We start from the raw sequence: 20015 nt of genomic DNA on the forward strand, positions 1-20015 counted from the left end.
AGGTTAGCGTTACCTAAGTAACGTGGTGCGCAAACCCATGTCAGCACGATTTCTCATGAGCTGCAGCGGCATTCACACCTGACGGTGAATCACTAACGGCAGCACCACCGCCGCCCCCGCCGCCCGCAATGCCGCCCCAGCCATCGTCACCGACCACCCTGTCGCGCTCGCATCGACGACCAAGAGGACCACCTCACCGGGCGCCATCTTCGGGACGGTGTCCACGCCAAGCCGATCACTCCACCATGACGCCGACACCGCCGACGTTGCCTGCACTGGAGCCACTCCCCCGCCCCACTGCCATGACATCACCGGAAGACGACCCACCTGCCCTAGATGCTCGGCCACCCCCGCCGCCACACCGGGAAGACGCCCCGTGTCTAAAGCCACCACTAGCCCAGGCCTCGCTGGCCACTCATGGCGCCACTGTGACAACGCCGTCACAGCTGCCGCTAACAATTCCTCCGGGACCGCGGCCGCAGTCGCAGCTGCGACCCGGCACTCCCGAAGCACCACGGTCCACTCCGGCGCATCGGCGTGGATCAGCACTCGCCCCTCAACCACGGCACTACGCTCGGGAATCCGCCCCCGGCGTCCACAACTCCCACCTGGCCACATCTTGCGCGGCTCCCAGCGATGCACCCGAGAACGCAGCACCTGACGGACCCGGCTCACCGTCGGCGCCTCGGCACTCCCGGACCACCCAGCGGGCAACCCTCCTCGACACACCGAACAGCGCCCGCACGGCTGAGCCGACCGGTCATCCAGACTGTCCTGCAACAACGCCATCAGACAGGATTCGCCCCTCACATATCGGCGCATGATCTGCGCCTCGCCGCGTCGTACCTGAGCTAATTGTGTGTAATGGTCCGCGTCGTACACCCAGCGACGGCCGGTGCTCTGCCAGCCCTCCGGCCGTCGTACGACCACGTCCTCCACCGCCAACTGGCGCAACAACAGGTCAACCTTGCTGCGACGCAGACCGCTTTCCGCTTCCAACCGGACGACCCCCACCGGCGAATCGCGGGGCCCCGGCATCGCCTTCAGGAGACGCTCCACCTGCTCCGGCACCGGGATGGTGGCGGTCGCGAAATACTCCCAGATTGCTTCATCGCCATCCGCGGGCAGCAAAGCCACCACCGCATGATCGATGGCGCGACCGGCTCTGCCCACCTGCTGGTAATACGACACCGGTGACGGCGGTGATCCCAGATGGACGACAAATCCCAAGTCCGGTTTGTCGTATCCCATCCCCAATGCCGACGTCGCAACCAACGCGGTCAACTTGTTAGCCCGCAAGTCTTCTTCCAACCGGACCCGCTCCGCACTCTCCAAAGCACCGGTGTACGCCGCGACGGGGTAGCGATCACCGTGAGCGTCGCGGACCACCGACACTGCCCGATCTGCCTCCTCCTTGGTGAGGACATAGATGATCCCTGACCCCGGCAACAACGGGAGATGCTGCACCAGCCAGGCCAGACGGCCCAGCGGATCCAAGCCGGGCACTACCACCAGCTCTAAACTGGTGCGCGCCAGCGGACCGCGCTGCACCAACGTCGAATTGCCAAGTTGGGCAGCAACATCGGCGCTCACCCGGGCATTCGCGGTGGCTGTCGTCGCCAACACAGGCGTCTGCGGATTGAGCCGGCCCAACACCTGCGCGACCCGCCGATAGTCCGGTCGGAAATCGTGGCCCCAGTCGGACACCGCGTGCGCTTCGTCGATGACCACCATTCCCAGACGTCCTGCCAGCAGGGACAACATCTGCGCGCCAAAACCCGGATCGGCCAACCGTTCGGGAGAGACCAACAGCACATCGACCTGATCGGCGGACAAACTCGACCACACCGCATCCCAGTCGTCCCGGTTTGCCGAGTTGATCGTTGCCGATCGCAGCCCGGCGCGTTCTGCCGCGCCGACCTGATCTCGCATCAACGACAACAACGGTGACACCACGAGAGTGGGGCCGCTGCCCCGGCTCCGCAGGATCGCGGTCGCCACCCAATACACCGCAGACTTACCCCACCCGGTCGCTTGAACGACCACCACCCGGGCAGCAGGACGCACTAGAGCTGCGACAGCCTCTTGTTGGTCTTCTCGAAGCTGAGCGTGTGGGCCAGCGAGCGTAGTGATGACACGAGTTGCGATCGCTTCGTCCTGCGGGGACAGCTCAGCGGAGGACATGAGCCTCACCCTAGATGTCGAGACCGACAGCGACGAGTCGGCGCCATACCGGCGTGGCCGGAAAAACCATCACTCCTGTGGGGCAGCGGCCAATCCCTTAGCGAGGCGGCGTTCATGCGCCTCCTGCTCATCCAGAGCGGTGGCTTCCTCCAGCGACGGCGCCGTCCCCCCCAGTCGGGCCGGGAGGAATTGCAGATCTGCTCCGGTCAACGTCGGATATTCCCGCTGTTCGATCTCCAACATTTCCGCCATCCGGCGTTTCAGCTCGGCGTTGATCTCCGCCGGATCAGCATTCTTGGGGACCGGAATCGGCTCACCAACTCGCACCGCGATCGGCGTCCCGGTCCGCCCCATCCGCTTCGGCTTGCCCTTCGTCCAAACCCGCTGGCTCCCCCAGATCACCACAGGCAGGAGCGGGGCGCCAGACGCTTGGGCCATGCGCACCGCACCAGATTTGAACTCTTTAAGTTCGAAGCTGCGGCTGATCGTCGCTTCAGGGAACACCCCCACGATCTCGCCGCTACGCAGCGCTTTCAATGCAGTCTTGAACGACGCTGCGCCAGCTTCACGGTCCACCGGGATGTGCTTCATGCCACGCATCAGCGGCCCTGCCACCCGGTGGTGAAAGATCGAGTCTTTGCACATGAATCGGACCAGCCGTCCGGCGCGTTCCGCCGCAAACCCGGCGTACGTGAAGTCCATGTAACCGGTGTGATTGATGACCATCACTGCGGCCCCTTCCCGCGGCACGTGATGAGCCCCGGTGATCCGGAAACGCAGACCCTGGGCTGCGAAGACGGCGCGGGTGAGAGCGACGACTGAGTCATAGACCGGTTCCATGGGCTCACCGTAATGCAGGCCACGCCAGCGATGGACATCGGTCCCACGGCGACGACCGGGTCTCTGGCGCCCGTTGGGCGCCCCGAACAGCCCGGTTCGGCCGATGTGCCGTCATCCTCGCCAAGCCCCCCGGATACTGCTGGTGATGAGTGAGCATGCACCGGCCCTGCCTCGACTGTCCCCCGGCGAAAACCTGCGTGACGCCGCCCGGCAAGCTCTGGAGGCCGCGCTGGTTTCCGGACGACTCCAACCTGGGCTGGTCTACTCGGTGCCCTCCTTAGCCGAGGGGCTAGGCGTGTCGGCGACCCCGGTGCGTGAAGCCATGCTGGACCTCGCTTCGGACGGGCTGGTCGTGTCGGTGCGCAATAAGGGCTTTCGGGTGTGTGAGCCCACTCCCCACCAGTTGGACGATCTCGTGGCGACTCGGGCTTTGTTGGAGATCCCGACGGTGGTGACGCTCAGTCTCACTCTCGACGCTGGTCGAGTACGTCGTATCGAGGCGTTACGTCCCGTGGCTCGGCGCATCGTGGAGGCCGCCGGTCGGGACGACCTGGTCGCGTACGTCGAGGCGGATACCCGTTTCCATCTCGGTTTGCTCGCCGAGGCCGGTAATGACGCGCTGGTCGACGTCGTACGCCGGCTGCGGGCCCGAAGCCGGTTGCTGGGATTAGCTGCCATGGCACAGGACGGGCAGTTGTTGCGTCAGGCCCGCGAGCATGAGGAACTCCTGGACGTGGTGCTGTCCGGGGACGGCGCCGCCACCGAATCCGCGATGCGTAAGCACCTACGGGATGTGCGTGGCGAGTCCGCCGATGACCGACGGTTGGGAGTGGCCGTCCCCGGACAGTGAGCGTCAGTGCCGAGCGGCGCTAACGACGCATCCGCCCTTGGCGCAGGCGTCAAGCCAGTCGTTGAACTCGTCGTCGTACGCAGTGCCGATGCTGTCTTTGAGGTAAGAGCGGGCGGCAGCCCAGTCACCGGTGCGGTAGAAGCTCCACACGGTCTCCATCTCGGCGCGATGTTGCTCCACCATGAACCGCACCGCGAGGTAACCCCACCGGTAGATGCGGGTCTGGTCGTGATCGTAGGTGGTGTCGAACAAAGTGCTCAGCCGGTAGGTCCGGGCCGCTGCTGCCTGGACGGCTGCGTCGTAGGTCAGGCCGCGGTAATGGTAGGAGACATATTCGGCTATGCCTTCAATCCACCAGATGGTGGGTGTTTTCATGTTCTCCTCGAAACTGCCATACATTGTGTATCGACCGTCGAGGTAGTGGGTGTATTCGTGGTTGAGATTCCAGATAGCAAAATCGGTGCTCTTCTCTGAGCGGTAAGCAACAAACCTGGCCTGGTTCTTCGGATCGGCGGGGTCTCCTTCGAGATACATCCCACCATTATCGGTGCTGATGCCGTAAAGGGCCGTGGCGTATCGGCTATAGTCGGCGGGACTGTCGAAGACGACCACTTCCAGCGATTCATTGTGATCATTGCGCACCGGGGTATTGGTCCCGAAGATGCCTTGAACATAACTATCCTGACGAATCAGCGAGGCGCAGGTGTCGGCGAGTTGTCGGGCATTCATGGCTTGAGCGCGGATGGTGCGATGGGCATCGCACCGATGCTGGACTGGCAAGGTCACCGCGGTGAGGCGAGTGGTGAGGTTGCACGTGCCGTAGTCAGCGCAGGCATCAGGGTCAGCGTCCTGAACCATGGCTGCGGCGCTCACCCATAATCCAGCTCCTGGCCCCGTGATGTTGGTGGCTTTCAACAGCTCTACGACGTAGGTTTTTGCGATGGCTTTGACAGGAGCGTCGTTGAGGAAGCGGGCTAGTTCCGTGCCGGCGTTAGTCGTCAGATAAGCATCATCTGTGGCTAGGAGGTTCACGTGAGTCAGCGCGAATTCCTTCAAGAGTTTCAGCACAGAAGGGTCGGCCGCGACAGCTTCTGGGAATCCTGGCACCTGATGCCCACGGAAGAGCACGGTGTAGGCCTTGTTGGTGGCCGCTTTCTGCGAGCGGTGGGCAGCTTGCGCTGGCCCGTATCCGGAGAGGAGTTTCTTAACGACCCACAGATATCGGGTGTTCTGTGAGGAGCTGTCGATCAGGGTGACGGCTTCTTCTAGGACATCACCGGCAGCAGCGGTGGCATCGAAAGCATGCGGCGAGGCAAAAAATGCATCAAGGGCGCCTCGGGTGGCGGCGGTCAGGGTCGTGCCGTAGGGGCCAGTGTCGGCGGGTCGGTAGTAGTTCACGAAATATCCGGCGCGGAGGAAGAGGATCTGTCGCATTACGCCGGTGCTGTCGGTGCCGTCATATCGGGCGGAACGGCGTGTGAGGTCCTGGGCGAGCGCCGTCATGTTGGCTTCGGCGAAGGTGGCTTTGGCGAGGTTCCCGGTGAGGGAGAACAGGGTGTTGACGCAGGTCGTCTCGGAGGTGGCGACGAAAGCGGCCAGTTCAGTGCCTCGTCGGGCGGCGAAGTCCTCAGCGCGGCATCCGGGTGTGTTGTCTCGGAGGTGTGGTGGCGCGGCCTTCGGTGTCGGGGTTTGTCGGTCGTGGGCACGGCGGAGCAGGTCGGGGCTTTGTTTGGGGGGAAGGTCTCGAGCTGCGTGGGATTGCCTGAGGTCAGGTTCGCGGAAAACCAGTGAGTGGGGTCCGTGGCTGTCGACGGTGTGATCTCGCGCGGTGGGGTGAGGGGCGGCGTGCGTAGAAGGGGCGGTGAGAGTGGTCAGGGCGGGCAGGAGTACGGCGAGGGACAGTGCACCTGCGGTGAGGCGTCGGGTGGTGGTGGGTACGACGGACACAGTGCCTCCTGGGGTGGCAGGAATTGCCGCGAAAATGGGGTGTGACGTGTCCGGTTCACCTGGTGTGGCCAGGGACCGTCGACGCGGTTGAGGCGTCGATTCCCGGTAATATGTCACACACCATTCGCGTGTCAGCTCAGGCAGATCGACTCCCAGGGCGAGTTTTTACCAACTTGGGAATTGATTGACTGTTTAACGTCTTTCAGGTGCTCCCCAGTCCCCCGGGGCCGCCGACTCCGCCACTCGGCCAATGGGCCACCTATACCAGCCCACGTCCCCACGACCAGACCCGCCAGGACACCCGTGGGGTGATGCAAGCCGCGCGCCACCTGTGACCAGCCGATGACGACTCGCCCCATATGGCCCACCAGAGGCCACTATTGCTGGTCACGAGAACATCGCAGCCGCGCCCTCACCTCAGCCGTGAAACACGTCCTCAAGTTTATCGGTTACCCGCAAAACATCACCCCATCAATGATAATATTCAAATCACTCGGGCCATGAAGGCGCTCAAGACTTCTTTGAGCTGACGATGGGTGAATTAAGTCTCTTGCCGCGGTGAAACAGCTGCAGAGCAGACAGCGGTCTCCAATTCAGTGAATTCTGATATTTACCACGCGAGTAAGGCGACGGCATGTCTGAGTTAATCAACCGGTATGACCGATACGTGCAACTGATGGGGAATCGCTGGGCGTTCCTGCCTCCCATGGGAAAGCGCCTGGCTGATCCACAGGGAGCGTCAACGGTCCAGGAGGCGGTGAACCAGGCCAACGAGCAGATCGTCACCGGTGTGGCCAAAGGCCTGGACACCTCCGGTGAGGCCTATTCATTCACGGTGCCGGCAGAAACTGTTACTTTTGCTGGTTCGCATGATGGCTTCAACAACACCTGGTACGACTGGGAACTCTGGCTTGACCGCTGGGCCAGCGGCAAACTCGCTGCCAGTCTTGCTCTCGGCACCGGAGCTGCGGCGCTGACTGCCGAATTGACATCTTGGACTGGCATAGGCGCATTGAGCGGCGGTGCTATTGCCGCCATTCTGGCGATCAGATCAGCCGGGGCTTGGCCCTGCGAAAGAGACAATGGCATGGGAATTCACTTGGCATTCCGGCCGGTCACGGTTACCGGGTGTTGGCCACAATGAATTTGTCGAAGGTGATCCTCACACTGATGGCGACGATCACTGTGGTTGCAGCCGTTGGGGCATTACTCGGTGAATGGTCAGTTGCACCAGCGGTTGTGGCAGCAACTTTAACGAGTTGCCTGGGTGTTTGGAATAGGCGCCACACTGAGCGTTAGTCTGCGACGTTGGGGGCGGCCGGGCGAATGGCTGGCCAACACGCGCCGTGTGTCTTCTTCAGGTGAGGTCGTCTCGGGCATCGCCGCCCGGGTGATGTAGCGGTTGAAGATGGCACGCTCACGAAGTAGTCGTAGCTCAACATGTGTGGCAACTGTTCCTCCAGAATCCATGCCTGCATGGCCGACATCCAGAAGATCTCTGCGGTGCAAAGGCTGGCACTGGTCACGTTCTCATCGTCCGCGGCCGCTACCCTACGACCGCTCACCGCACACACCATGAGTACGACAAGCAGGAGTCGACGGACCTCCGAGTCTGCGGGGATCGATGGGATCACTCGCCTGAGCTTTCTCCATCGTTCGACGCCTGACGTGCACGATGTAGTTCATGCACGATGTCCAGGTGGCCCGCGTGACGACTCACCTCAGCGAGTAGATGTGCCAATACCCACGCCACAGACGGCCTCGTGCCATCCTCGCCAGCCTCACAGGCCGGTTCGCCAGGCGGGTACGCCGCTAGCACCTCGCGCATCGTCCGCCATTCAGCTAACAACTCATCCGAACATGTGCTCACGGTCGCCCCATCAGGGGACGTCCAGTCCTCATCGGGCGAATCGTCCGTCCACGGGACCGGCAGGTTCTTTCCCGCAATGACGTTGGCAATCCAGAAACGGGTGACGTAGCGCTGGTGGTTCAAGAGCCCCGCAACGCTCCACGCGCTCGGGAGAGGTGCCCTATCTACGTTCTGAGCAGCAAGGATCTGCGCCATTTCGATCACGTCGTTAAGCTGTGCCTCTATCTGCTCGATCATTTCGTCATGCTCCACCAGCCGCCTCCTGCTTAAAGTCGTTCTCACGAGCCTCTCCCGGGGTAGCGAGGGGCGACAGCTAATGCGGATCCTTCGGCGCGCAGGGCAGCTTGCTGACTGTCTAGCAGGTGTCCCAGGCCCAGCTATGGACATTAGCTGAAGGTGAGTCTTGTTCAGTGCCAAGTTCTCCGGCGACACCCTGGGGGTCTGGAGCAGGTGGTTCCCGTTGCTACTCTCATGGTCATGGACCTCGGTGTCGACTTCGGGACCACCCGCACGTTTGTCGCTTTCGCGGACCGGGGTAACTATCCGGTCGCGTCGTTCCTTGATGACGAAGGCGATGCGCACGAGTTTTTTCCGTCGGTGGTGTCCTGCCGTGGCGACGATGTGGTGTATGGGTTTGCTGCGCTGACGGCTGCGGCTGAAGGCGGGCCGTTAGTCCGGTCGTTCAAGCGGTTGCTGGCACGACCGGATGTCAGCGCGGATCTGCCGGTGCAGGTCGGTGACCGCGCGGTGCCGTTGTTAACGCTGCTGACCGGATATATGACGGCAGTACGGGAAGCGTTGACTGAACGCAGCAGCATTTCGGCACGTCTCGGTGCAGATGGCTTGGGGGCCACCGTGGTAGCTGTCCCGGCGCATGCGCATGGCACCCAGAGATTCTTGACCTTGGAGGCGTTCCGGCGGGCGGGGTTCACCGTGACCGGCATGCTCAATGAGCCCTCAGCTGCTGGTTTCGAATACACCCATCATCGGGGACGCACGCTGAGTTCACGCCGGACCAGGGTTGTGGTGTACGACTTGGGAGCAGGCACCTTCGATGCATCCTTGGTATGTGTGGATGGCAGCCACCATGACGTGATTGCGTCGTTGGGGATGAACCAGTTGGGCGGGGATGATTTCGATCAGGCGCTGGTGGAGTGCGCCTTAGAGACAGCGAAGACGTCACGGACGGAGTTGACACGCCGTCAATACCGGCAGTTGGTAGAGGAGTGCCGCGAAGCGAAAGAGCATCTCTCGCCACAGTCCCGGCGGATCGCGCTAGAAGTCGGCACCGACGAAATTGTGGTGCCGACCGATGATTTCTACGCCCGGGCTGCGACCTTGGTGGAGTCGACAGTGGAGGCGATGGCTCCCCTGATCGATGGACTGGACGAGGGAGAACCTGACCTGACCGAAGTCGCCGGGGTCTATCTCGTGGGCGGGGCGAGCGGGTTGCCGTTGGTGCCGAGGATGTTGCGGGCCCGCTTCGGTCGACGAGTGCACCGATCGCCGTACCCGGCAGCCTCGACAGCGATCGGCTTGGCGATCGCTGCTGACCCGGAAGCGGGGTATCACTTGCGGGATCGGCTGTCTCGGGGTTTCGGGGTATTCCGGGAAGCTGCCGGGGGTCGGGATTTGACGTTCGATCCGATCCTGGATCGGACGGCACCCTTGCCGCAGACCGGCGCCACGGTCATCACCCGGGAGTATCGTGCGGCACACAACGTGGGGTGGTTCCGGTTTGTGGAGTACACCGACGTGGATGTGGATGGTCAACCGTACGGCGACCTCGTGCCATTTGCTGAGGTGGTCTTTCCCTTCGATCCGATGCTGCAGCGGGACGAGGCTCGTCGGGGCAGTCGCGCTGGAGGATCGTCGGAGCGGGCGGTGTTGGCCGGCGTGGCAGTGGAACGACGAGATGATGGTCCGGCCGTGCGAGAGACCTACAGCATCGACGCGAACGGCATCGTCCAGGTGTGTCTGCAGGATCTGGAAACGGGATATCAGCAGGAGCATCGACTCCAAGCGTGGTGACCCCTTCAGGAGAGGGTCTCTCCGGGTGGTTGTTCCGCATCACCAGCGGGCTGGTCGACGCTGACGTAGACACGGTTGTCTTCGTAGGACCGAGGGTCCTCCAACGGCTCGAGATGACACATGAGTTGCAGCCCAGGGAAGCTCTGCGAGGCTGCAGCTTCGATGTCTTCAACGAGGTCATGCCCGCGTTGGACGCTCCACTGGCCAGGGACAAGGACGTGAACTTCAGCGAATTTCTGATGGCCAGCTTCGCGGGTTCGTACGGCGTGGAAGGCCACCTCGGCGCTGGCAAATGTGGTGAGGATCTGGGAGAAGGTGGTGTTGTCTTCTTCCGGCCAGGCGACGTCCATCAAACCGTCGACTGACTGTTGCAGGAGCTGATATCCGGTGACGATGATGTTGATTCCCACGAGTAGCGCCACGATGGGGTCGAGTCGCTCCCATCCAGTGATCCCGACGAGAAGAACTCCGACGACGACTCCGACGGACGTCCATACGTCGGTGAGGAGGTGCTTGCCATCTGCGGACAGGGTGAGAGAGCGATGCTCCTTGCCAGCACGCATCAGGACAACAGCGACGGCTCCGTTGATGACGGAGGCGAGCACGCTGACGGCGAGCCCGATCCCGACGTTGTCCAGGGGCTGCGGATGGATCATCCGGTCGACCGCGGTGAAGACGATGACGCAGGCTGCAACGACGATCATGCCGCCTTCGACGGCAGCGGAGAAGTATTCGGCTTTAGCATGGCCGAAATGATGTCCGTCATCGGCGGGTCTGGCGGCGACGCGTAATGCGATGAGCGCCACGACTGCGGCAACAAGGTTGACCACTGATTCAGCGGCGTCGGAGAGTAGCCCAACCGAGTCGGTGACCAGATAGGCCAGGGTCTTCATCGCGATCGTGGCGATAGCGGCTGCAATGGAGAGCCAGGCATACCGGGTGAGATCGGCGCGGGCATTCTCAGATGTCGTCACTGAATCCAGTATGTCCGCCTGGTAGGGCTGCGACCAGGTAGGTAAGGCTCACCATGCCCCTGACAAGCCAGCAACACAGTGGTGGGGCACCGCTTTTCGCGCGGCACCCCACCATGGAAAAAACGTGCTGAGATCTCATCAATCAGCCGGAGAAGACAGTGAATCCCGCATATGACTCGCCGATTTTCTTGGTGTCGACAGAGGCATCTCCGGTGCGGTTGCTGATATACCCAGAACCATCAGATGTCACACCGAGAACTGCGGACTTCTTGTCACCATAGGCATTCCAGATCCCGACCAGGCTGGCAAACCGACCAAAATCACCATTGAGGACGAATTGCCGGGGAAATCCACCTTTTCCGTCGCCGTAATAGATAATTCCACGGCCGTCATGGGTGATCGCCATGACGTCGACCTTGCCGTCACCGTTCCAGTCACCCACTCCCGCGAGCGCACGGATGTTTTGCCAGCCGTGACCGATGACCACGCCGGCGGCGCTGTACCCGCCACGTCCGTTGCCGGAGTAGAGGTACATCTTGCCGTCGACTTTGCTGGTGGTGATGATGTCTGGTTTGCCGTCACCATTCCAGTCGCCGGGTGCGATGACGGCTTGCATGCCGTTCCAGTTGAACCCGATGGTCTTGGAGCCGTAGAAGCTGCCCTTGCCATCGCCGGGATAGAGCCACAGTTCAGCGGTGGTGTTTTTGCGGGCGATGATGTCCGGGGTGCCGTCGCCATTCCAGTCGCCGACGATGGTGACGACGTCAAATTTGTCCCATCCGGGACCGCCGATCAGTTCCATCGGGGTCATATCGCCCTTGCCGTTGGGGCTGGACAAGGTGAGTTTGGAGGAGGGGTCCCGCCCTAACACGTCTGAGTCCTGCATGCCGTCGAAGTCTCGGAAGACGGTGCTGCTGGGAGTGACCGGTCCGCTTGGGGAGGACATGGCGGCAGCGACGTCCTTGCGGATTCCGGGGATGAGGGGGTACAGGTTGGCCCCTGGACAGGCGGTGTAGTAGTGGTCGCGGTGCCCATTGATGGTGGGCATTGTCTCGTACCGGTCGGTTTTGTTGTTGTACCAGGTGGTGCTGCCGAGCGGGTTGATGCCGTGCAAGCTGGCCTTCCACGCGAGGAGCTTGACCAGTGCGGCCCGAGCTGACCCTGAGAGTCGTTCCTCTTCATAGTTGCCGAGCATTGAGACCCCGACACCGCGATCGTTGTTGCTGAGCTGCGCTGCGGGGAAGACTGGCTGTTCAGGATAGAGCCACGCTCGGCCCTGCCAGATCCGTCCCCACCGGTCGATCACAAAGTTGTAGGCGATGTCATCCCATCCCAGGATCTTCGTGGCGTAGCGGTACATCGAGCGCATCATGCCGGGCACCATGTCGGCGGTGTAGTTGTTGGTGTCGGCGGTGTGGTGGATGACGATGCCGCGGGGGGTGTTGTTTTCTGGGGTGCCGGTCCGCCAGGATTCGTCGGCTCCCCATTGGGCTCGGGTGTAGATCGCTGGTCGTGGAGTGACGGCCTGGGCGGCACCGACCTGAGCGGTGCCTACGGTGGCATCGGCCTCAGATTCCCCGGGGTCGATCACGGTGAGTTGTGGGTCCACGGGGGCATGTCCGGGTGCGCCCAGGATGCGTGCTTGGACCTGGGTGGCCCCGGACACCATGTACAACTCGCTACCGATCTTGCGTTGATCAGCAGGGACGCTGTTTTTTTTCGGTGCGCCGCTATCCGGCCCGGTGGAGGGATCGACTTCCATCGTCTCCCACTCGCCCCAGCGGCCGTCCTTGAACGTGCGTAGCTGCGCTGCTGTAGCTCCACCAGTCCCGTTTTTCCAGGTGAGACCGACGGCGCTGAGGTGTTCTTTGACCGGTTGTGGAGTGGTGAGTTTAAGGACGGTGACGCCCTGATCGGGAAGTCGTTGGGCCCCAGCGCTGGTGTCTGTGACTTCCTGACGGGCTTGGGAAATCTCTGGTGAGGTGGCATGGTCAGCGCCGTCAACCCCGCTCGCGGGTCGTTCTACCAGTGGTGTCTGGGATGAGTCACCTTGGACGGGGTGGGGTGTCGGGCCTGCTTGGGACAGGTCGAGCGGCAGCGCCACGAAGATCGGGGTCAGCAGGAGGCCACCGACCAGAGGGGTCAGTCGTCGTAACTGCACTTCGCTTCTCCTCGCGTTTGGTGTCGTGACGCGTATGCGCCACCAGAACCCCCTGCATCGACATCCGTTGCCGGTCAGATTCGGCCACAACGGACTCTGTAGAACGTTCGGCACCAACGCCGGAATGATGAGCTAATGTACGGCGAATTCTTCATCGATCAACCCGACGGAGGCGCCTTGACTAGCCTGCGCGGCCAGCTGAATGAGAATAACCCGGCGACGTCAAGAGATCGACAGAATGAGTGCGAACATCTTCGCACAGCACATTCTTGGACAATCGTACGGAATAGAGAAGATGCGCAACTCATGCCGCATCACATGCATTTTTAATATGACCGGCGAGTAGCTTTGCTCATCCAAAACGCCGACGTATCGGTCCATTTCGGACGCCAGCCCGCGCCCCCGACAGACCCCTCAGACAGCGTAGGGGCCGGTGCGATGGCACCGGCCCCTACGACGTACTCGCGATCAGATCTGGCCGATCTCGCTCAACATCGTCTGGTACCACGGAGCGGACGCATCAAACGGCTTGTGCCCAGCGATGCGCTCGAACTCGATCGGGCGCAACTCGTCACCGCGCTCCTCGTCGTTGCCAATCACGCCAGGCGTGCCAGCCAACGCCGCATCGACAGCCATGGTCGTCATCTGCGCGATCAGCGCCAGGTCAGCCTCGTTTGCCGCCGCCGACCGGGAGAAGTATCCGGACTTCTGGACCAGGACTTTCTGCGCCCCCACCTTCTCGGCGAACTGCTTGCCGAACCAGGCGCCCGGGTTGATGTCGTTCAGGCGGACGTGGCCGAACGCATCCCGGGGGACCTCCTCGCCGTTGCGTTCCATGAGCGCGACGATGTCGGAGACCCCAGCACCCTCGGAGAGGAAAATGTTGACATTGCCGACCTCGTCCATGACGGTCTTGAGTCGGCTGGCCTCAGCGTCGATGTCAAGGTCCATCTCCGGGACGTACACACCGTGGATGTCCCACGCCTGTCGAGACAGCCCGATCTCCGGGAGCCACTCGCGGGTGTCCAGCCATTCGCGGTAGGCCTTGGCTGTCGCCGCAGTCAGCCAGCCGCAGTTACGGCCCATGACCTCATGGATGATGAGCATCCGCGAGCCAGAGTTGTGCTCAGCCAAGACATTCGCCGCGAACCGGGCACCCTGGTCCGCAGCCGTCATGGCACCCAACGACTGGCGGATCGGCACGATGTCGTTATCGATGGTCTTCGGTAGACCCACTACGACCAGGTGATGGCCGGTCTTTTCCAGGTGAGCGGCGAGATCAGCCGCGGTGGTGTTGGTGTCATCTCCACCGATGGTGTGCAGGACGTCGACGCCGTCAGCAGTCAGCCGCTCTGCAGCAAACGCCAAGGGGTCGGTGCCGTCATCAGGGACCAGCCCGCGAGCGATGAGGTCAGTGGTGTTGGTGAGCTTCACCCGGGAGTTGCCGATCGGGGAGCCACCGAATTCGTGCAGCAAGGCGGCTTTGGCGCGCACCTCGTCGGTCACGGTGATGTAGTCGCCGGTGAGCAAGCCTTGATATCCATGCTTGTAGGCGATGATCTCGACCTCGGGGGCCACCTGCGTGTAACGCTCGATGAGACCGCCCACGGCGGAGGACAGACAGGGGGCGAATCCGCCCGCGGTGAGAAGGGCCACTCGGCGAATGGTCATGCTGCATCAGCTCCAGGGTCGACGTACTGACAGCTCCTCAGCCTAGTGCGTGTCTACCCAGCTCTGACCGAGGCGTCGGCGCAGCTCCCGACCCACTCGCCCCGCCGGACCCACCAGGATCTGCTGCCCACCCTGCGCGCGTCTGCCGTTGACGGAGGACGGTCAATCGTGATCCTCCGGCAGCGCCCAGGTGTGTACCGGCTCATTGGTGGCAGCGAATTCGATGTAGAGGCGGAGCATCTCACGAAGAGCGCTGGCTCGATCCAGTCCTTGGGACTCCCATCGACGTACCGTGTCGATCTGCCAGGAAGCACCATTCTGGCGGGACAGGCAACGCCCTTCGATCACCCCGAGATACCGGTCAGCCGCCCGACTGGACACCCCTTCCGCAGACAAACCGTCATGAGCCATTCCCAGGAGGTGGCGCAACGTGAGTTCTTCGGCAGTGAGGGTGGCGTAGCCAGGCCAATACATCCGGCCGAGCATCCCGTCGCGGGCACCGTTGCGGAAGTTAGCTTCGGCAGCAGAAAAACTCATCTGCGTCCACACTGGACGATCCTCAGCCGACAATGCAGCCACCAGGCCGTAGTAGAACGCGGCATTGGCGACCATGTCGATTGGGGTCGGCCCAGACGGCAAGACCCGGTTTTCCACCCGAAGATGAGGACGGCCATCACTGGTGTCGTAGATCGGCCGGTTCCACCGATACACCGTCCCGTTGTGCAGCATCAGCTCAGTCAATTGCGGGGCTCGCCCCTCGTCCAAGACCGCCACCGGATTTTCGTCGGACAGTTCGGGCAACAACGCCGGGTAATACCGCACATTGTCTTCAAAGAGGTCAAAGATCGACGTAATCCAACGATCGCCAAAGCACACTCGGGGCCGCACCCCTTGGTTGACCAGCTCCACCGAACGGGTGTCTGCAGCCTGCTGGAAGAGCACGATCCGGGTCTCATGCCACAAGCAGGACCCATAAAAGTACGGCGAGTTCGCTGCGACCGCGACTTGCGGGCCAGCCAACGCTTGGGCGGCATTCCACACCCGGGCAAAGCGTTGCGGCATCACCTGAAGATGCAACTGAAACGAGGTGCAGGCACTTTCCGGAGCGATCGAATCGCTGTAGAACGCCACCCTCTCCCCCGTGTGCCCCTCGATGTCGATGCACAGATCCTCGCCGCGAGCCCGCATGATGGCGTCGTTCAAAGCCTGAAATCGATTTTCCCGGCTCATCCATCCGTCAGTGAGATCTGATGGCATTAATGTCGGCACGATCCCCACCGACACCGGACTCGCCCCCATCCCGGCCCCGATCCGACGAAGATTTGCCAAGCGTTCGTCGAGGTCTTTTTCCAAGTCAAAGGCGCGGTCCCCCACGAGTACTCGCGGAGTGATGTTCATCTCCACGTTGAAACGCCCTAATTCAGGGACAAATGACGGGTCGTCGAGGGCAGTGAGCAGGTCAGCACCGCACCGTGATGGCCGCAGATCGGCATCCACTAGGCTCAGTTCCACCTCGCACCCCGTCGTGGGAGTCCCCCCGTCAAACCGTTGACTGGCCAGCATCCGTTCGAAGACGTCCAGGTCTTGCCGGACTTTCTCCCGGTAACGCTGACGGACCTGGTTGTCCCAGTCCGTGCCGTTTACCCCTGCGCCCATCGCCCCTCCCGGATCGACTGGAGCATTCCTGACCGGAATCCTGCCAAGAAGTCGAGCAAAGCACAGTGCAGACCCCTGACGCATCTGACAGCGACAGGGAAAACATCGCCAGATGCGCCAGGGGTCATCCCGGCAGGGTCAGCTCAGTCCACGTCGGACTGTGGTGCTGGGCACGAACAGATCAGATTGCGGTCCCCGTGGGCCCCGTCGATGCGGCGCACCGGCGGCCAATACTTCGTAGCCGGGTCTTGGCCACCAGGGTAGACAGCGTCAGCACGCGCATAGTCGGCAGTCCACTCCTGGACCAGACAGGCCGCGGTGTGTGGGGCGCCCCGTAGCGCGGACCGGTCCGCAGTGATAGTGCCGGATTCGATCTCGGCGATCTCCGCGCGAATCGCGATCATCGCGTCGCAGAACCGGTCGAGTTCGATCTTGTCTTCACTCTCCGTGGGTTCGACCATCAACGTGCCCGCCACGGGGAAACTCATCGTCGGGGCGTGGAAACCGTAGTCGATGAGGCGTTTGGCGATATCGTCGACGGTCACGCCAGTGCGCTTGGTGATATCCCGCAGATCCAGGATGCATTCGTGGGCGACGACCCCGTCAGGTCCGCTGTAGAGCACCGGGAAGTGCGCCCGCAGCCGGGCGGCGACGTAATTGGCGTTGAGCACAGCAACCTGGGTGGCTCGGGTCAGACCGGCGTCTCCCATCAGGCGGATGTAGGCCCAGCTGATCGGCATGACCCCCATTGATCCGAACGGTGCCGCCGCCGCTGGCCCTGGGCTGGTCCGTGGACCGGCGCTCGGGTCGATGGGGTGGTTGGGCAGGTACGGCGCGAGATGAGCACGCACGCCGACCGGACCGACACCAGGGCCACCGCCGCCGTGCGGGATAGCAAAGGTCTTGTGCAGGTTGAGATGGCTGGCGTCTCCGCCAAAATGTCCAGGTTTGGCCAAGCCCACCAGGGCATTCATGTTGGCTCCGTCGACGTAAACCTGCCCGCCAGCGGCATGGACCAGATCACACAGTTCGCTCACCGTGTCCTCGTAAACGCCATGGGTGGAGGGGTAGGTGATCATGATCACGGCCAGCACATCCCGATGCTTGTCAACCTTGGCCCGCAGGTCCTCCAGATCGATGCTGCCGTCATCTGCGGTCTTGACCACCACGACGCGGAAACCAGCCATGGCGGCGCTGGCCGCATTGGTGCCATGGGCGCTGGCCGGGATGAGGCAGATGTCGCGTTGTTCTTCACCGCGGTCACGGTGGTAGGCGCGGATCGCCATCAGCGCGGCGAGCTCACCGGATGCCCCGGAATTCGGTTGCAAGGTCACCTCGTCGTACCCGGTGATCGCAGTGAGCCAGGCCTGCAGGTCAGCGACGATCCGACGGCTGCCAGCGCTCTGGTCAGCAGGCACAAAGGGGTGCATCCCGGCGAACTCGGGCCAGGTAATCGCCTGCATTTCTGTGGCGGCGTTGAGTTTCATCGTGCATGAGCCCAACGGGATCATGCCGCGGTCCAGGGCGTAATCCTTATCAGCGAGACGCCGCAGGTAGCGCATCATCTGGGTCTCGGAATGGTACGTGTTGAACACGTCGGCGGTGAGGAAGTCACCGTCACGACACAGCTCCGTGGGCCATTCTGGTTCTTGCGGACGGCTTTCGGTGACCTCGCGGACGTCAAACGCGGCCAACACCGCGGTCACATCAGCGGGGGTGGTGGCCTCGTCGAAGCTCATCGCCACCGTGTCCGGGTCGACCTGCCACAGGTTGTAGCCGGCGCTGACCGCGGCGTTCATCACTTGAGTGGCGCGCCCAGGCACACGGACGACGACCCGATCAAAACGGCACTCCCCGTGGACTGCCAATCCAGCAGCCCGGAAGGCTTGTACGGCGGCTTCGGCGTGTCCGTGCACGCGGGTGGCGATACGGCGCAACCCTGCCGGTCCGTGGTAGACGGCATACATCGACGCCATGACGGCGAGCAATACCTGCGCGGTGCAGATGTTGCTGGTCGCTTTCTCTCGCCGAATGTGCTGTTCCCGGGTCTGCAACGCCAGTCGGTACGCCGGGGCGCCATCAGCATCCACGCTGACCCCGACCAGCCGCCCCGGCATGGTGCGTGCCAACCGCTCCCGCACCGCGAGGTAACCGGCGTGCGGGCCGCCGAAGCCCATGGGGACACCGAATCGCTGCGTGGTGCCGACCGCGATATCAGCTCCCCACCTGCCAGGCTCCACCATCAAGGTGACGGCCAGCAGGTCCTGCGCGGCGGTGACCAATCCCCCCTGGGCGTGCACCGCATCGGCGAGGCTGCGCCAGTCGTGCAGGGTGCCATCCGTGCCAGGACACTGCACGATCACGCCGAACACCGGGCGTCCAGCGGTCAACGCCATCAATGCGTCAGCACCGTCCACATCGGAGAGATCCGCGTCGATGACGTCGATATGCAGCGGCAACGCCCGCGCTTTGACCACTGCTGCGGTCTGCGGGTACACCTGCCGGTCCAGCAGGAGGACCGCCTCCTTGGCAGCTTTGGTGGCGCGACGCATCAACGTCATCGCCTCACCAGCAGCTGTGGCCTCGTCCAACAACGACGAGTTGGCGATGTCCAGTCCGGTCAGATCAGCGATCATCGTCTGGTAGTTCAGCAGCGCTTCCAGCCGTCCCTGAGAGATTTCCGGCTGGTACGGCGTGTACGCGGTGTACCAGCCAGGGTTTTCCAAGATGTTGCGCTGAATGACCGACGGGGTGACGGTGTTGTAGTAGCCGAGACCAATGAGAGAGGTCATCGGCACGTTCTGCGCGGCGATACGGCGCAGCTCGTCCAGCACCGCCTGCTCAGAGTCGGCCGGGGTGATCGGCAATGGAAGCTGATCGCGTAACGCTTCCGGAAGCGTAGACGACACCAGGTCGTCGAGGTCCTTGCGCCCGATCACGGTGAGCATCTCGACGATGTCCTCGTAGCGGGGGCCGATATGACGCGCGGCGAACTCAGGCAACGCGGAAGGATGGGTCGTCAACGGGGTGCTCCTGTCGTCCGGCGCGCGGGCGCGTCGTCGCGTCCTCCCCGCTTGTCACCTCACGGCTTCAAGGTGCCTGTCCGAATGGTCCTGGTGCCTGAGAGGTTCCGGGGATGCTTGCCCCTTCGGCGCCTCGGGCACAACGGAATTGTGCCGAGGTCTCTCCCATTCAGCGTGGCGGCGCCGACAGGTTAACACCGCGGCGCCTCTACGCGCGGCTGGTCAGCCGACCTTGCGAGCGCGCCGTCGCGCAGCCAATTGGTCGCCTTCGTGGCTGATCGTGGTGATTCCGTCTTCACCGAGGCGCTCGGTGGGCAAATGTGCTAGTTCACCTTCGACCTCACGCCACACCCGACCCACCGCAATCCCGAAGACCCCTTGTCCACCCTGCACCAGGTCAATGACCTCGTCAGTGGACGTGCACTCATAGACCGAGGCCCCGTCGCTCATCAACGTGATCTGAGCTAGGTCATCCACCCCGCGTTCGCGCAGATGCTCCACTGCCACCCGGATCTGCTGCAGCGACACACCGGTGTCCAAGAGGCGTTTGACCACCTTCAGGACGAGCACGTCACGGAAGCTGTACAGCCGGGCTGAGCCAGAACCTGCGGCCTCCCGGATTGATGGTTCTACCAGGCCGGTTCTGGCCCAATAGTCCAGCTGCCGGTAGGTGATGCCGGCAGCCCGCTGGGCTGTCGGTCCGCGGTACCCCGCAGTGGCATCCCATACGGGAAGGTCACCGTCGAAGAGCACACCTTGGGCGGCTGTGGCAGGATGCCCCGCCTTTGCCTCGTTCGTAGGGCCCACG

The 20015-nt window shown here is 62.7% G+C and carries 13 protein-coding genes and 1 riboswitch; of the genes, 3 read left to right on the forward strand and 10 right to left on the reverse strand.

Annotation, left to right across the window (positions count from 1 at the left end; translation table 11 throughout):
* Positions 1 to 72: 72 nt before the first annotated feature.
* Together KEM60_RS11985 and KEM60_RS11990 are read right to left on the reverse strand one after the other, a co-directional pair.
* Positions 73 to 2184 carry an ATP-dependent DNA helicase RecQ gene (locus KEM60_RS11985; protein ID WP_219107845.1) on the reverse strand — a complete coding sequence of 704 codons (2112 nt, stop codon included), beginning with the start codon at positions 2182 to 2184 and terminating at the stop codon, positions 73 to 75.
* Between the two features lie 69 nt (positions 2185 to 2253).
* Positions 2254 to 3024 (reverse strand): 1-acyl-sn-glycerol-3-phosphate acyltransferase, encoded by a 771-nt coding sequence (locus KEM60_RS11990; RefSeq protein ID WP_219107846.1) that lies wholly within the window; start codon positions 3022 to 3024, stop codon positions 2254 to 2256.
* Between the two features lie 145 nt (positions 3025 to 3169).
* On the opposite strand from KEM60_RS11990, the gene KEM60_RS11995 reads away from it, so the two are divergent.
* A complete protein-coding gene (locus KEM60_RS11995; protein ID WP_219107847.1) occupies positions 3170 to 3874 on the forward strand; it encodes a GntR family transcriptional regulator in 705 nt (234 codons plus the stop codon).
* A gap of 3 nt (positions 3875 to 3877) precedes the next feature.
* On the opposite strand, the gene KEM60_RS12000 is transcribed toward KEM60_RS11995, so the two are convergent.
* Complete coding sequence (locus KEM60_RS12000) at positions 3878 to 5821, reverse strand: collagenase (protein ID WP_219107848.1); 1944 nt, start codon at positions 5819 to 5821, stop codon at positions 3878 to 3880.
* A 634-nt stretch (positions 5822 to 6455) separates the two neighbouring features.
* On the opposite strand from KEM60_RS12000, the gene KEM60_RS12005 reads away from it, so the two are divergent.
* A complete protein-coding gene (locus tag KEM60_RS12005) occupies positions 6456 to 6965 on the forward strand; it encodes a hypothetical protein (protein WP_219107849.1) in 510 nt (169 codons plus the stop codon).
* A gap of 486 nt (positions 6966 to 7451) precedes the next feature.
* Here KEM60_RS12005 and KEM60_RS12010 read toward each other — a convergent pair whose 3' ends face one another.
* Positions 7452 to 7943, reverse strand: coding sequence for a DUF664 domain-containing protein (locus KEM60_RS12010; protein ID WP_219107850.1), 492 nt, complete (start codon positions 7941 to 7943; stop codon positions 7452 to 7454).
* A gap of 225 nt (positions 7944 to 8168) precedes the next feature.
* On the opposite strand from KEM60_RS12010, the gene KEM60_RS12015 reads away from it, so the two are divergent.
* Positions 8169 to 9722: an Hsp70 family protein gene (locus tag KEM60_RS12015; protein WP_219107851.1), complete on the forward strand. Its 1554-nt coding sequence runs from the start codon at positions 8169 to 8171 to the stop codon at positions 9720 to 9722.
* A 5-nt stretch (positions 9723 to 9727) separates the two neighbouring features.
* Here KEM60_RS12015 and KEM60_RS12020 read toward each other — a convergent pair whose 3' ends face one another.
* The 6 genes from KEM60_RS12020 to KEM60_RS12045 all read right to left on the reverse strand — a co-directional run bounded on the left by KEM60_RS12020 (position 9728) and on the right by KEM60_RS12045 (position 20014).
* Positions 9728 to 10696, reverse strand: coding sequence for a cation diffusion facilitator family transporter (locus tag KEM60_RS12020; protein WP_370626361.1), 969 nt, complete (start codon positions 10694 to 10696; stop codon positions 9728 to 9730).
* A 142-nt stretch (positions 10697 to 10838) separates the two neighbouring features.
* Positions 10839 to 12857: an FG-GAP-like repeat-containing protein gene (locus KEM60_RS12025; RefSeq protein ID WP_219107852.1), complete on the reverse strand. Its 2019-nt coding sequence runs from the start codon at positions 12855 to 12857 to the stop codon at positions 10839 to 10841.
* 468 nt (positions 12858 to 13325) lie between these two features.
* Positions 13326 to 14528, reverse strand: a complete 1203-nt coding sequence (locus KEM60_RS12030) for a pyrophosphate--fructose-6-phosphate 1-phosphotransferase (protein WP_219107853.1) — start codon at positions 14526 to 14528, stop codon at positions 13326 to 13328.
* A 162-nt stretch (positions 14529 to 14690) separates the two neighbouring features.
* Positions 14691 to 16184, reverse strand: coding sequence for a glutamate--cysteine ligase (locus tag KEM60_RS12035; protein WP_219107854.1), 1494 nt, complete (start codon positions 16182 to 16184; stop codon positions 14691 to 14693).
* Positions 16185 to 16327: 143 nt separating this feature from the next.
* Positions 16328 to 19207, reverse strand: coding sequence for an aminomethyl-transferring glycine dehydrogenase (gene gcvP / locus KEM60_RS12040; RefSeq protein ID WP_219107855.1), 2880 nt, complete (start codon positions 19205 to 19207; stop codon positions 16328 to 16330).
* Between the two features lie 75 nt (positions 19208 to 19282).
* A riboswitch (glycine riboswitch) is annotated at positions 19283 to 19385 on the reverse strand.
* A gap of 44 nt (positions 19386 to 19429) precedes the next feature.
* Positions 19430 to 20014: a MerR family transcriptional regulator gene (locus KEM60_RS12045; RefSeq protein ID WP_219107856.1), complete on the reverse strand. Its 585-nt coding sequence runs from the start codon at positions 20012 to 20014 to the stop codon at positions 19430 to 19432.
* Position 20015 lies beyond the last annotated feature (1 nt).

Source organism: Austwickia sp. TVS 96-490-7B (assembly GCF_019331795.1).
Classification (GTDB): domain Bacteria; phylum Actinomycetota; class Actinomycetes; order Actinomycetales; family Dermatophilaceae; genus Austwickia.

Excerpts from the sequence above, each read along its gene's own strand:
- KEM60_RS12005 (WP_219107849.1), top strand. The coding sequence starts at position 6,456 with ATGTCTGAGTTAATCAACCGGTATGACCGATACGTGCAACTGATGGGG.
- KEM60_RS11990 (WP_219107846.1), bottom strand. The coding sequence starts at position 3,024 with ATGGAACCGGTCTATGACTCAGTCGTCGCTCTCACCCGCGCCGTCTTC.
- KEM60_RS12035 (WP_219107854.1), bottom strand. The coding sequence starts at position 16,184 with ATGGGCGCAGGGGTAAACGGCACGGACTGGGACAACCAGGTCCGTCAG.
- KEM60_RS11985 (WP_219107845.1), bottom strand. The coding sequence starts at position 2,184 with ATGTCCTCCGCTGAGCTGTCCCCGCAGGACGAAGCGATCGCAACTCGT.
- KEM60_RS11995 (WP_219107847.1), top strand. The coding sequence starts at position 3,170 with ATGAGTGAGCATGCACCGGCCCTGCCTCGACTGTCCCCCGGCGAAAAC.
- KEM60_RS12030 (WP_219107853.1), bottom strand. The coding sequence starts at position 14,528 with ATGACCATTCGCCGAGTGGCCCTTCTCACCGCGGGCGGATTCGCCCCC.
- KEM60_RS12015 (WP_219107851.1), top strand. The coding sequence starts at position 8,169 with ATGGACCTCGGTGTCGACTTCGGGACCACCCGCACGTTTGTCGCTTTC.